At 68.5% G+C, this 13,109-nt stretch carries 12 protein-coding genes; 11 read left to right on the top strand and 1 reads right to left on the bottom strand.

What is annotated here, in order from left to right:
• Nucleotides 1–162 precede the first annotated feature (162 nt).
• From ABLE91_RS11650 to ABLE91_RS11600, 11 genes are all read left to right on the top strand, one after another.
• A complete protein-coding gene (locus tag ABLE91_RS11650) occupies nucleotides 163–1,386 on the top strand; it encodes a CaiB/BaiF CoA transferase family protein (RefSeq protein WP_348930983.1) in 1,224 nt (407 codons plus the stop codon).
• Between the two features lie 64 nt (nucleotides 1,387–1,450).
• Nucleotides 1,451–2,215, top strand: coding sequence for an enoyl-CoA hydratase/isomerase family protein (locus tag ABLE91_RS11645; protein ID WP_348930982.1), 765 nt, complete (start codon nucleotides 1,451–1,453; stop codon nucleotides 2,213–2,215).
• A gap of 1 nt (nucleotide 2,216) precedes the next feature.
• Nucleotides 2,217–2,963 (top strand): SDR family NAD(P)-dependent oxidoreductase, encoded by a 747-nt coding sequence (locus tag ABLE91_RS11640; RefSeq protein ID WP_348930981.1) that lies wholly within the window; start codon nucleotides 2,217–2,219, stop codon nucleotides 2,961–2,963.
• A gap of 11 nt (nucleotides 2,964–2,974) precedes the next feature.
• On the top strand, nucleotides 2,975–4,141 hold the full coding sequence (locus ABLE91_RS11635) for an acyl-CoA dehydrogenase family protein (RefSeq protein WP_348930980.1): 1,167 nt from the start codon (nucleotides 2,975–2,977) through the stop codon (nucleotides 4,139–4,141).
• 214 nt (nucleotides 4,142–4,355) lie between these two features.
• Complete coding sequence (locus tag ABLE91_RS11630) at nucleotides 4,356–5,231, top strand: 3-hydroxyacyl-CoA dehydrogenase family protein (protein WP_348930979.1); 876 nt, start codon at nucleotides 4,356–4,358, stop codon at nucleotides 5,229–5,231.
• Nucleotides 5,232–5,233: 2 nt separating this feature from the next.
• A complete protein-coding gene (locus ABLE91_RS11625) occupies nucleotides 5,234–5,887 on the top strand; it encodes a 3-hydroxyacyl-CoA dehydrogenase family protein (RefSeq protein WP_348930978.1) in 654 nt (217 codons plus the stop codon).
• 2 nt (nucleotides 5,888–5,889) lie between these two features.
• Nucleotides 5,890–7,002 carry a CaiB/BaiF CoA transferase family protein gene (locus ABLE91_RS11620; protein ID WP_348930977.1) on the top strand — a complete coding sequence of 371 codons (1,113 nt, stop codon included), beginning with the start codon at nucleotides 5,890–5,892 and terminating at the stop codon, nucleotides 7,000–7,002.
• Between the two features lie 12 nt (nucleotides 7,003–7,014).
• Nucleotides 7,015–8,016, top strand: coding sequence for an NADPH:quinone oxidoreductase family protein (locus ABLE91_RS11615; RefSeq protein WP_348930976.1), 1,002 nt, complete (start codon nucleotides 7,015–7,017; stop codon nucleotides 8,014–8,016).
• Nucleotides 8,013–9,530, top strand: a complete 1,518-nt coding sequence (gene paaH, locus ABLE91_RS11610) for a 3-hydroxyacyl-CoA dehydrogenase PaaH (RefSeq protein ID WP_348930975.1) — start codon at nucleotides 8,013–8,015, stop codon at nucleotides 9,528–9,530. Before ABLE91_RS11615 ends, paaH begins: the two co-directional genes overlap by 4 nt.
• 227 nt (nucleotides 9,531–9,757) lie before the next feature.
• On the top strand, nucleotides 9,758–10,990 hold the full coding sequence (locus ABLE91_RS11605) for an ABC transporter substrate-binding protein (RefSeq protein ID WP_348930974.1): 1,233 nt from the start codon (nucleotides 9,758–9,760) through the stop codon (nucleotides 10,988–10,990).
• Nucleotides 10,991–11,067: 77 nt separating this feature from the next.
• Nucleotides 11,068–12,003: an alpha/beta fold hydrolase gene (locus ABLE91_RS11600; RefSeq protein WP_348930973.1), complete on the top strand. Its 936-nt coding sequence runs from the start codon at nucleotides 11,068–11,070 to the stop codon at nucleotides 12,001–12,003.
• Nucleotides 12,004–12,036: 33 nt separating this feature from the next.
• Here the strand turns inward: ABLE91_RS11600 and ABLE91_RS11595 are convergent, their stop codons facing one another.
• Entirely contained in the window at nucleotides 12,037–13,107 is a 1,071-nt protein-coding gene (locus ABLE91_RS11595; RefSeq protein ID WP_348930972.1) for a CobW family GTP-binding protein, read from the bottom strand.
• Nucleotides 13,108–13,109: the final 2 nt, after the last annotated feature.

Genomic DNA, 13,109 nt, shown 5'->3' with positions numbered 1-13,109 from the left:
GAACCCCACTCGGCTGTCGCCGCCGCCGACACGCCTGTACTTGCCGCAGACACGATACGGGCGCCCCCACAGCACCTCTGCAGGGCGCGCATCCACGGCCGCGCTCCTTCCCCAAGGTCTGGCATGCGCCTTGCTGAGATGCCGGGGAACAGTGGTGAACGCATGAACTCCGTGGACCTCGCGATCGAACCGGCAACGGCCCCCTTCAAGATGCTCTCAGGCGTGAGGGTGGTGGACCTCACCACGTCCATCGCGGGACCCTACGCGACCATGCTCCTGTCCGACTTCGGCGCTGAAGTGGTGAAGGTGGAGCGGCCGGGCGGCGATGATGCGCGCCAGTGGGGACCGCCCTTCCTGCATGGCGAGTCGCTCTGGTTCCTGAGCGTCAACCGCAACAAGATGAGCGTTGAGCTGGACTACGCCTCGCCCGAGGGCCGGCGCGTGCTCTCCGACCTTCTCGACAAGGCGGACGTGGTGGTCACCAACCAGCTCGCCAATGTACAGCGCAAGCTCGGCCTCGACGCGCCGACCGTGCGGGCGCGCCGACCGCGCCTCATCCACGTCTCGCTCACCGGCTTCGGCCTCTCCGGCCCCAATTCCGGCCTGCCCTGCTACGACCTCATCGCCGAGGGCTATAGCGGCGTCATGGATCTCACCGGCACCATAGAGAGCGAGCCCCAGAAAGTGGGCTCCCCCGCCGCCGATATGCTGGCCGGTACCGATGCCGCCATGGCGGTGCTCGCCGCCCTCCACAAGCGCAACGCGACGGGCCAGGGCTGCGTGCTCGACATCTCGCTCACCGAGAGCATGATCCGCTTCATGTCGCCCCGCATCGTCACATACATGGGCTCGGGCGAGGTGCCGCGCCGCTCCGGCGGCAAGGACAGCGTCATCGCCATCTACCAGACCTTCGAGACCGCCGACTTGCCCATGACGCTGGGCATCGGCAACGATGCCATCTGGAAGCGCCTGTGGAGCGCGTTCGGCCGGCCGGAAGTGGCGGACGATCCGCGCTTCTCCAACAATGCCGAACGCCGGGCGCACCGGGAGGAGATCGTCGCCATGATCCAGGAGATCCTGAACACCCGGCCGCGCGCCGAATGGCTGGCGCTGTTCGGCGCGAACAAGGTGCCCGCCGGCCCCATCTACCGGGTGGACGAGGTGGTGAAGGACCCGCACTTCCATGCCCGCGCCACCTTCTACGAGATGGACCGCGACGGCGAGGCGCTGCCGCAGGTGGGGCTCGGCATCAAGGTGGACGGCGTCGCCCCGCGCGGCTCCGCCCCGCCGCCACGCCTCGGCGCGCACACGGAGGCGATCATGCGGGGCCTTTTGGCGTATGACGATGCGCGCATCGCCGAGCTGCGTGCATCGGGTGCCATCTGACCACAGCGCCATCCGACCGGGCGCCAACCGACCGCGGCGCTACGTGCGCCGGCAAGAGGACCTGATGATCGATTTGTCCCGCGAAGGCACCTGTGCCGTCATCACGCTCAATCGGCCCGAGGCGCTGAACGCGCTGTCGTTCGACATCATCCGCCAGCTCGGCGCGGCGCTGGACGAGGCCGCCTCCTGGGACATTCGCGCCTTGGTCTTCACCGGCGCGGGCGAGAAGGCGTTTTGCGCCGGCGCCGACATCAAGGAATTGATCGGCCGTACGCTGATAGAGGAGAAGGCCGGCGCGGAGTTGGGCCAAGCGACCTTCGCAAGGCTCGACAGCTTCAAGGTTCCGTCCATCGCCGCCATCAACGGTTTTGCCTTCGGCGGAGGACTGGAGCTAGCGCTGGCCTGCACCTTCCGCCTCGCCTCCCACAAGGCCAAAATGGGCCTGCCGGAGATCAAGCTCGGCCTGATCCCCGGCTATGGCGGCACCCAGCGCCTGCCGCGCCTGGTGGGGGAGGCACGCGCTCTGGATCTCATCCTCACCGGCCGCACGTTGGTCGCCGAGGAGGCGCTCGCCATCGGCCTCGTCAACCGGATGATCCACGGCGACGTCAAGGCCGCCGCGATCGGCTTCGCCGAAGAGTTCACCGGCTACGGCCTGCCCGCTCTTTCGCTGGCGCGCAGCGCGGTGAAGCGGGCGCTCGACACGCCGCTCCACGAGGGCCTGAAGATCGAGGCGGACCTGTCCACCCTCGCCTATCGGACGGAGGACGCGGCTGAGGGGCTCGCGGCCTTCGTCGAGAAGCGCAAGCCCGCCTTCAGGGACCGCTGAGATGGCGGCCTCCCGCAATATCCTCATCACCGGCGCAAGCCGGGGCATCGGCGCCGTGGTGGCGGCAGACCTTGCCGCGCGCGGCCATACCGTAGGCTGCCTCTCGCGCAAGGGGGAAGGGCCGCAGGGCCTCGACATTCCTGACGACGTGCGCGCCCGCATGGTGCTGCTGAAGGGCGACATCCTCGATGCCGCCTCCATGAAGGCCGCGTTCCAGGAATTCGAGGGGAAGGCGGGGCCGCTCAACGGCCTCGTGCAGAATGCCGGCATCCATCTGGAAGGCCCCGCCGACCGCCAGCCCCTTTCCGAGTTCGAGGAGGTGCTGCGCACCAACGCCACCGCCACCTTCGCCGTGTGCCAGCAGGCCTATCCCTTCCTGCTTGCGGCAGGCGGCGGGCTGATCGTCAATATGGGCTCGTTCTTCGACAAGATGGGCGTGCGCCGCAACGCCGCCTATTGCGCCTCCAAGGCGGCCGTGGCGGCCATCACGCGGTGCCTCGCGGTGGAATGGGCGGCGAAGAAGATCCGCGTGATGACCGTGGCGCCCGGCTATATCGAGACCGACCTCAACAAGGATTTCCTCGCCTCCGAGAAGACCCGCGCCTTCCTCGCCTCCCGGATCCCCGTGGGCGGGCCGGCGGGCGCGCAGGACGTGGCGCGCCTCATCGGCACGCTGTTCGCGGAGGATATCGGCTTCCTCACCGGCGAGACCATCTATCTCGACGGCGCCCAGGGCATGGCCCTCTAAGGTGGTGTGACATGACCCTTTTCCATCGCCTCGACGCCGCGCTCGACCTACCGGAAGACGAGGCCCTGCTGCTGGACAATGTGCGGGAGTTCGCCCGCAACGAGGTGGCCCCGCGCGCCGCCCATCACGACGAGACCAAGGAATTTCCCTGGGAGAACGTGAAGGGCATCAACGATCTCGGCCTCAACGCCATGTTCGTGCCGGAGGCCTATGGCGGGGCGGGCCTCAGCTACCTGTCCTATCTCGCCTGCGTGCGGGAAATCTCCGCCGCCTGCGCCTCCACCGGCATCATCTGGGCCACCAATTTCCACGCCATCAAGCCGCTCATCGATTTCGGCACCGAGGAGCAGAAGAAGCGCCTCCTGCCACGCATCGCGGACGGCGGGCTTGCCGCCCTCGTCATCACCGAGCCGGACGCCGGCTCGGACGCCACCGGCATGCGCACGAAGTACACGCCGGACGGCGACGACATCATCGTCTCCGGCTCCAAGACCTTCATCACCAATGGCGATGTGGCCGACCTCTATGTGATGTTCGGCAAATGGTCGGAGACCGAGGACCCCAAGGCCGCCATCTCCTGCCTCATCCTGGAGAAGGGCACGCCGGGCCTCTCGGTGGTGCGGCTGGAGGACAAGATGGGCCACCGCGCCTCCTCCACCGCCACCCTCTCCTTCGACAATTGCCGGGTGCCGCGCGCGAACCTGCTGAAGGGGCCGGGCGAGGGGCTGAAGCTGCTGCTCGCCTCCCTCAACAAGTCCCGCCCCTCCGTCGCCGCGCATGCGCTCGGCATCGCCCATGCGGCGTTCGACGACAGCATCGCCTACATCAATGGGCGCAAGCAGTCGGGCAAGAAGATCATCGAGTTCCAGGGCATCCAGTTCCTCCTCGCCGACCTCGCCTCGGAGATCGCACTCTGCGACACGTGGCTGGTGCATGTGGCGAAGCGGATCGAGAGCGGCGCCACCGATATCGGGGTTGAAGCCTCCATCTTGAAGATGCGCGCCAGCGACATCGCCATGCGCATGGCCACGGAAGCCGTGCAGCTCCATGGCGGCTACGGCTATGTGAAGGATTTCCGCGTCGAGCGCCTGATGCGCGACGCCAAGATCACGCAGATCTGGGAAGGCACGAACCAGATCCACCGCCAGCTCATCGGCCGCAGCTTCATCGAACGCTGAGGGAGTTTTTGGAGATGGGCAACTTTGTCGGAACGGCGCCGATCTCACCCTCCCCCCTTGCGGGGGAGGGCAGGGAGGGGGGTGAAAGCCTCTCCGCCCTTTCGACACCGGGCCACCAAGCCCCGCCCGTTTCACCCCCCTCCCCACCCCTCCCCCGCAAGGGGGGAGGGAGCCCCCGCTGGCGACGGGACGGGATAGATTTCGAGGACAGACAATGAGCGAAAAGCAACCCGTCGGCGTCGCCGGCTGCGGCACCATGGGGACGGGCATCGCCATCGTCGCCGCGCGCGGCGGCTTCCCCACCTTCCTGTTCGACCTTGACCCGAAGCGCGTGGAGGGCGCGCTGGCCGGCATGCATGCCTTCTTCGGCAAGTCGGTGCAGCGGGGCAAGCTCACGCAGGACCAGGTGGACGAGATCATGGGCCGGGTCACCGGCACCAGCGAGATCAAGGACCTCGCTGCCTGCGGGCTGGTCATCGAGGCCATCTTCGAGGAGCTGGAGGTGAAGGGGAAGCTCTTCGCCGCGCTCAACGAGGTGTGCCCGCCGCACACCCTCTTCGCGTCCAACACCTCCACCCTCTCCATCACCGAGATCGCCGCGAAATCCGGCCGCGACGACCGGTTCGTGGGCATGCATTTCTGCCTGCCGGCGCAGCTCATGAAGCTGGTGGAGATGTCGCCCGGCCTCAACACCTCGGAAGAGAGTTTTGCGGCCGCCTGGGCGCTGTGCGAGCAGATGGGCCAGCGGCCGGTGAAGACGCAGGACGCGCCCGGCTTCATCCTCAATTACTTCCTCGTGCCCTTCAACAACGACGCCATCCGCCTCGTGGAGGAGGGCGTCGCCGAGCCGGCCGAGATCGACAAGGCCATCAAGGGCGCGCTCGGCTATGCCATGGGGCCCATGGAGCTTCTGGACCTCGTGGGCCTCGACACCCAGGTGCTGCTCTGCGAGGCGCTCCACGGCGTCACCCACGAGCCGCGAGCCGCCTGCCCGCCGCTGCTGCGCCGCATGGTGGCCGCCGGGCGGCTGGGGCGGAAGACCAAGCGCGGCTTCCTGAATTACGACACCACCGCGATCTTCGGAGCCTGACCATGACGCACACCGTGATCGCGTCCGGCGAGAGCCGCTCCTTCCCCGACAGCCATGCGCTCATCTCGGCGGCGGAGGGCAAGGGCGACACGCTGCTGCTCATCGGCGAAGGCGCCGGGACGGCCTATGCCGATCTCGCGGACAAGGACGCTTACGCCCTGATCCTGATCGAGCTCGGCACCGAGTGCCTCGGCGTCCACACCGGCGAGAGCCGGGGCGATGAAGGCGGCACCGTTCTGGGCTTCGCCCGCTTCCGGCTCGGAAATGCGGCGCCCAGCGACCTCGTGGAGATCGTCCGCCAGCCCAACACGCCGGATGCGGCGGTGGCGGCGGCGCGGGCGCTGTTCGAGGCGCACGGGCTGAAGACCGCCGTGTGCGGCGACTTTCCCGGCCGCATCATCGACCGGCTGGTCCGCCCCTATTACAACGCGGCCCTCAGCCGGCTGGACGCCAAGCTCGCCACGGCGTCCGACATGGACCTCACCCTCAAGCTCGGCCTCGGCTATCCCGAAGGCCCCATCGAGCTTCTGGAGCGCACCGGGCTGGATGCCCATCACGACGTGACCCGCGCCCTTTACACGGCGCTGGGCGATCCCGCCTACTCCCCTGCCCGCCGCGCCCAAGTGGCAAAGGCGCGCGACAATGAAGGGGCGTGAACATGCAGCCGTTGGACGGTGTCCTGGTTCTTGACTTCTCCACCCTCCTGCCCGGCCCCCTGGCGAGCTTGATCCTCGCCGAGGCGGGCGCGCAGGTGGTGAAGGTGGAGCGCCCCGGCCGGGGCGACGAGATGCGCAGCTATGAGCCGCTCATCGGCGCCGACGGCGTGAACTTCCACATGCTGAACCGGGGCAAGCGCTCCATCGCGCTGGACCTGAAGGCGGCCGATGCCGTGGAGACGCTGAGGCCGCTCATCGCGAAGGCGGACATCCTCATCGAGCAGTTCCGCCCGGGCGTGATGGATCGCCTCGGCCTCGGCTATGAGGCGGTGAAAGCCATCAATCCCGGCATCGTTTATTGCTCCATCACCGGCTGGGGGCAGACCGGCCCCAAGGCGCCCGTGGCCGCCCACGATCTCAATTACATGGCCGAGAGCGGCGTGCTCGGCCTCTCGGCCGGAGCGGACGGCGCGCCCGTGCTCCCGCCCGTGCTGGCGGCGGATATTGCAGGCGGCACCTACCCCGCCATCATGAACATCCTCATGGCCCTGCGCGTGAAGGAGAAGACCGGCGAAGGCGCCCATCTCGACATCGCCATGGCCGACAACCTCTTCTCCTTCGTCTATTGGGGCCTCGGCAACGGCTTTGCCACGGGCGCGTGGCCCGCGGGCGGCCGCGAGCTGGTGACCGGCGGCTCGCCCCGCTACCAGATCTACCGCACCAAAGACGGCCGCCATCTCGCGGCGGCGCCTTTGGAGGACAAGTTCTGGGAGAATTTCTCCACCATCATCGGCCTCTCCGAACCGCTGCGCGATCCTGCGGCACCCGCCCATGAGGTGATTGCCGAAGTCGCCGCCCGCATCGCCGACAGGACCTCCGACGAATGGCGAGCCGCCTTCGCGGGCAAGGACGTGTGCTGCTCCATCGTCGCGACCTTGGAGGAGGCGGTGGCCGACCCGCATTTTACAACGCGCGGCGTGTTCGCCCATCGCCTGTCCCTGGATGGGCAAAGCCTGCCCGCCCTGCCCGTGCCGCTGGCGCCCACCTTCCGTTCCACCACCGAGATCGCCGCCCCCGCTTTGGGCGAGGCGAGCGATCCCGCGCAGCTTCTCTGAAAGGACCGCGCCATGCGCAGCTACCGCGTCTGGGAGCATGGCGCTCCCCACACCATGCGGATCGACGATCTGCCGGATCTGACCCCCGGCCCGGGCGAGATCGCCGTGGACGTGAAGGCCGCCGGCATCAATTTCCCCGACGTGCTGGTGATCGGCGGGCAATACCAGATCCTGCCCGAGCGCCCCTTCACGCCGGGCAAGGACTTTTCCGGCGTGGTGCGCGCGGTGGGCGAGGGCGTCACCGGCTTCAAGCCCGGCGACCGCATCATGTCCCAGGTGGAGAACGGCGCCTTCGCCGAGCAGGCCATCACCACCCCCTCGCAGAGCTTCAAGATCCCCGACGGGTTGAGCTTCCCCGCCGCCGCCGCCATGGGCCTCGTCTACCAGACCGCCTATTTCGCGCTGGTGGACCGGGGCCTCTACAAGAAAGGCGAGACCGTTCTGGTGGGCGGAGCGGCCGGCGGCGTCGGCCTCGCCGCGGTGCAGATCGCCAAGGGCCTCGGCGCCCGCGTGCTCGCCGCCGTGCGCTCGGAGGACGAAGCCAAGGTCGCCCGCGAGGGCGGGGCCGATGCCATCATCGACGTCTCCGTGCCGAACCTGCGCGATGAGCTGCGCGCCCAGGTCCACAAGGCCACCGACGGCCACGGCGCCGACGTGGTGCTGGACCCGCTGGGCGGCGACTTCTTCGCCGCCGCACTCAGGGGCATGGCCTGGTGCGGACGGCTCGTGGTGATCGGCTTCGCAGCGGGGGACATCCCGAGCGTGAAGGTGAACTACCTGCTGGTGAAGAACATCTCCGTCTCCGGCCTGCAATGGAGCGACTATCGCGACCGCACGCCGGAGCGGGTGCGCGCGGTGCAGGACGATTTGTTCCGCCTCTGGCACGAGGGCGCGGTGCGCCCGCGCGTCATGCGCGCCTTCCCCTTCGAGGAGGCGCCCGAGGCGCTCACCCTCGTCCACCAGGGCAAGGTGCAGGGCAAGGCCGTGATCTCCATGGAAAAGGCCGGCGCGTGAGCGCTCTGCCCTCCTCCTCCATCATCGGCGTGGTGGGCGCCGGGGCCATGGGCGCCGGCATCGCCCAGGTGGCCGCCCGCGCAGGCCACACCGTGCTCCTCTACGACACACGCCCCGACGCCGCCGAGAAGGGCCGCGCCGGCATCCTCTCGGACTTCGCGAAGCTGGTGGCCAAGGGCCGCCTCTCCGCCGAGGATGCGGAAGCAGCCGGCGGGCGCGTCCGGCCGGCGGCGGCGCTGGCCGACTTCGCGCAGGCGGGCCTCGTGATCGAGGCCATCGTGGAGGACCTCAGCGTCAAGCGCGGCCTGTTCCGCGACCTGGAGGCCATCGTCTCCGCGGACGCCATCCTCGCCACCAACACCTCCTCCCTCTCCATCACCGCCATCGCCGCCGGCTTGACGCGGCCGGAGCGGGTGGCGGGAATGCACTTCTTCAATCCCGCGCCCATCATGGCCCTGGTGGAGGTGATCTCCGGCATCGCCACGGCGCCGGGGGTGGCGGCGACGCTCGTGGACACCGCCCGCGCCTGGGGCAAGCAGCCGGTGCGGGCCAAGTCCACGCCCGGCTTCATCGTCAACCGCGTCGCCCGCCCCTTCTATGCGGAGGGCCTGCGGCTGCTGGAGGAAGGCGCCGGAGACGTCGCCACCCTGGACGCGGTGATGCGCGAGGCGGGTGGCTTCCGCATGGGGCCGTTCGAGCTCATGGACCTGATCGGCCATGACGTGAATTTCGCGGTCACCCGCTCGGTGTTCGACGCCTATTTCGGCGACCCGCGCTTCCGCCCCTCCCTCACCCAGCAGGAGCTGGTGGCGGCAGGCTGGCTGGGCCGCAAGACCAAGCGCGGCTTCTACGATTACGGGCCGGATGCGACGCCGCCGGCGCCCGCCGCCCTGCCGGTGGGCCCCGTTCCCCGCGCGCTGCGAATCGAAGGCGACCTGGGGCCTGCCGAGGCCTTGGTGAAGCCGTTCGGTGAAGCCGGCATTGCCATCGAACGCACTGATGGCACGGGTCTGATCCGCCTCGACGGCGCGACCCTCGCGCTGACGGACGGCCGCAGTGCCACCCGCCGCGCCGCCGAGGACGGCATCGCCGACCTCGTCCTGTTCGACCTCGCTTTGGATTATGGCGCCGCCACCCGCATCGCCCTCGCCAAGGCGGACCAGGCGTCGCCCGAAACTCTGGCGAAGGCCGCCAGCCTGTTCCAGGCGCTGGGCAAGACGGTGAGCGCGCTCGACGACGTGCCGGGCCTTCTCGTCATGCGCACCCTCGCCATGCTGGCGAACGAGGCGGCCGACACCGTGCTCCAGGGGGTCGCCTCCCCGCCGGACATCGACCGGGCCATGACCGCCGGCGTCAATTATCCCAAGGGGCCGCTCGCCTGGGCGGACCATGTGGGGCCGGCGCGCATCCTCGCCGTGCTGGAAGCCCTCCAGGCAAACTATGGCGACGATCGCTACCGCCCCTCTTCCCTCCTGCGCCGGCGCGTCGCCGCTGGGCGCGCGCTTTCATCCTGACGGGTTCGCCCTCCGCGGCGGGTTGTACCTGTTGTCGGGGCAAACGGCATAGTGGTTGTGCAGACAACATATGTATTCGTTGCGGACATTGCTGCGGCGCAACAATAACGTTTCTTCAAAGAGATCATCTGGCATGGCACTTGCCGTAACTGGAGGCAGCGGGTGACGGGCGCGACGACGCGGCCAGCCTTGCCCAAAACAAAGACGTGATCTTTGGAGGAACTGCCGTGACGTCCTTGAAAAGGTATCGCTCCTGGTGCGCCGCCGCTGCCGGCTTCGCCCTCATTGCCGGCGCCGCGCCGGCCTCCACCCAGGGCATGAGCGGCGACAAGGTCGCCATCGGCGCCATCGTCGACATGACCGGCGTCTATTCCCGCCATGGCGGGCCGGGCGTCATCACCGCGGTGCAGATGGCGGTGGAGGATTTCGGCTCCCAGGTGAACGGCAAGCCCATCACCGTTGTCTCAGCCGACTATCAGGCGAAGGTGGACGTGACCTCCGGCATCGCCCGGCGCTGGATGGACACGGAAGGGGTCGACATGATCGTCGAATCCACCGATTCGGCCTCCGCCCTCGCTCTGTTCCGCCTGGGGGCGGAGAAGAAGCGGGTGATCATCGGTGCGGGCTCCGCCACCACCGCCCTCACCAATGACGGCTGCATGCCCTACGGCATCCACTATGTCTACGACACCTACGCGCTGGCCACCGGCACCGGCGCCGCCATCGTGCAGGAAGGCGGCAAGAACTGGTACTTCATCACCGCCGATTATGCCTTCGGCCACGCGCTGGAAGCGGACACGAGCCGGGTCGTCGAATCCCTCGGCGGCAAGGTGCTGGGCCGCGCGCGGGCGCCGCTCGCCACCACCGACTTTTCCTCCTATCTGCTCCAGGCGCAGTCCTCAAAGGCGCAGGTGATCGGCCTTGCCAATGCGGGCCTCGACTTCGTCAATTCGGTAAAGCAGGCGTCCGAGTTCGGCATCACCCAAGGCGGGCAGAGCCTCGCCGCCATGCTGGTTTTCATCACCGACGTGAAGGCCCTCGGCCTGAAGGTGGCGCAGGGCCTGAAATTCACCACCGGCTATTATTGGGATCGTGACGATGCGAGCCGGGCCTTCGCGAAGAAATACTTCGCCAAGACCAATGCCCAGCCCTCCATGGTCCAGGCCGGCGCCTATTCCGCCACCATGCACTATCTCAACGCCATCAAGGCCACCGGCACCGACGATGCGGAGGCGGTGTCCAACTGGATGAAGGCGAACCCCATCAACGACTTCTTCGCCCAGAACGGCAAGATCCGCCCCGATGGGCGCATGGTGCACGACATGTATCTGGCCGAGGCCAAGAAGCCGGCGGAATCCAAGGGCGAATGGGACCTCATGAAGATCCTGCGCACCATTCCCGGCGACGAGGCCTACAAGCCCCTCGCCCAGTCCACCTGCCCGCATGTGAAGAAGAGCTGAGCCTAAGCGGCGTTTGCCGCCGGCCACAGCCGCACTATGCTGCTCCCGCGCCGGTCACCGGCGCGGGAGTGCGTATCATGACCGTCACCGCCGAGATGCTGGGCGCGTTCGCGCAGGACCCCCAGTCCCTCCCCGGCCTTCCCGCCGATTTCTGGACCCGCTTCGAAAGCCGCCGCGTGCCTGTGGGCGATGTGGCGCTCCACGCCATCGTCGGCGGGAAGGGGCCGCCTCTGCTCCTCATCAGCGGCTGGCCGCAGACCTGGTATGTCTGGCGCTTCCTGATGCCGGTTCTCGCCGAGCGCTACAGCCTCGTGGTGGCCGAGCCACGCGGCCTCGGCCTCTCGGACAAGCCCGCGACGGGCTACGACACGCGCATCCTCGCCAATGATTTCGTGGCGCTCATGGCGACGCTGGGGCATCAGCGCTTCGCCGTGGTCGGCCATGACATCGGCATGTGGGTGGGCTATGCGCTCGCCGCCGATCATCCCGAGCGAGTCGAGCGGCTGGCCGTGATGGACGCCAACGTTCCCGGCGTCCTGCCCTCCCCGCCTTTGTTCAGCGAAGCCGGCCTCAACAAAAGGCTCTGGCACTTCGCCTTCAACCGGCTCGACGACCTGAACGAGCGCATGGTGGAAGGCCGGGAAGAAATCTATTTCGGCGACCAGCTCGCCTCCAAGGGCGCGACGCGCGACGCCATCTCCCCGGAGACGGCGGCCATCTACATCGCCCCCATCAAGGCGAGCCGGGACGCGCTGCACGCCTGCTTCGAATTCTATCGCTGCATCGAGACCAACCTCGCGCTCAATGCGGAACGCAAGGCGCGGATGCTGGAGATGCCGGTGCTCGCCATCGGCGGCGCACTCGGCCTCGGCGACCGGGTGGGCGACCAGATGAAGCTGGTGGCGCAGGACGTGACGACGGTGACCATTCCCGGCTGCGGCCACTATGTGCCGGAGGAAGCGCCCGAGGCGACGCTGGAGGTGCTGCTGCCGTTTCTGGCGCCTTACGCCTGACGAACGTCATCCCCGGGCTTGACCCGGGGATCTCTATCCGACGTCCCGCTCACCGGCGGTGCGCGACGGATGAGGGGCCGCCCCCACAAGCCCCAGAAACGCCGAGAACAGCGCCTCCACCACGTCCCGCCCGAGCCCGCGCGTGATGAACACCAGCCGCGTGCGGCGGTCCTCGGTGGGCCAGAGCGTCAGCTCCTCCGGCTGGGCGGCGAGGTGCTGGACATAGTGCACCACCACCGGCCCGGCGCAGCCGGTGACGTTCACGAACCCCTTCACCCGCAGAAGATCGTCGCCGCGCAGCATGGTCAGCGCGTCCATCACCCGCGAGAAGACCGGCCAGTCGAACGGCGCATCGAAGGTAAGCGTGAAAGTCTCATATCCTGCGCTCGCGCCCGCCGGCCGGGGGGCGCAGAGAAAGGCGGAGCGCTCCCGCGTGGCGCCGCCGAATAGGAAGGCAGGGTCGCGCCGCACCTCGGCCGCGTGGGCCAAAGGCGCCTCGGGATTGAGCGCGGCGAGGCGGGCGGTCACCTCGGACGCAATTTCGGGGGAGACCATGTCGGTCTTGGACAGGACCAGCCGATCGGCCAGAACCACCTGCTCGGTCCAGGTCTCGGCGGTGTCCTGCGTCTGGGCCGCCAGCGCCGCGTCCACCACGGTCACCAGCCCTTCCAGGGCGTAATGGCTGGAGACGGTGCGGTCATTGGCGAAGCTCTGGAGGATCTGCCCCGGCTCCGAAACCCCCGACGTCTCCACCAGCACCCGCTCGAAGGGCGGCACCGCGCCGGTCTCCCGCTCGGCGGCGAGGTTGCGCAGCGCGCGGTGGAGGTCGTTCTTGGCGGCGCAGCAGATGCAGCCATTGCCGATCAGCGCCACCTGCTCGGTGGAGGTGCGCAGCAGCACATCATCGATGCCCGCTTCGCCGAACTCGTTGACGATGACCGCGGTGCGCGCCGCGCCGGGATGGGCCAGCGCCGCGCGAACCAAAGTGGTCTTGCCGGAGCCCAGGAACCCCGTGACCACCGTCACGGGGATCCGCCCGGCACCCGGCCGGCTGAGGCGCCGGCCGAACGGGCCGGCACCGAACAGCGTGGCCGGGTTGCGCATCA

Origin of the sequence: Aquabacter albus, from assembly GCF_040049275.1 — a bacterium.
Classification (GTDB): domain Bacteria; phylum Pseudomonadota; class Alphaproteobacteria; order Rhizobiales; family Xanthobacteraceae; genus Aquabacter.
This window is presented reverse-complemented; position numbering and strand designations above follow the sequence as displayed.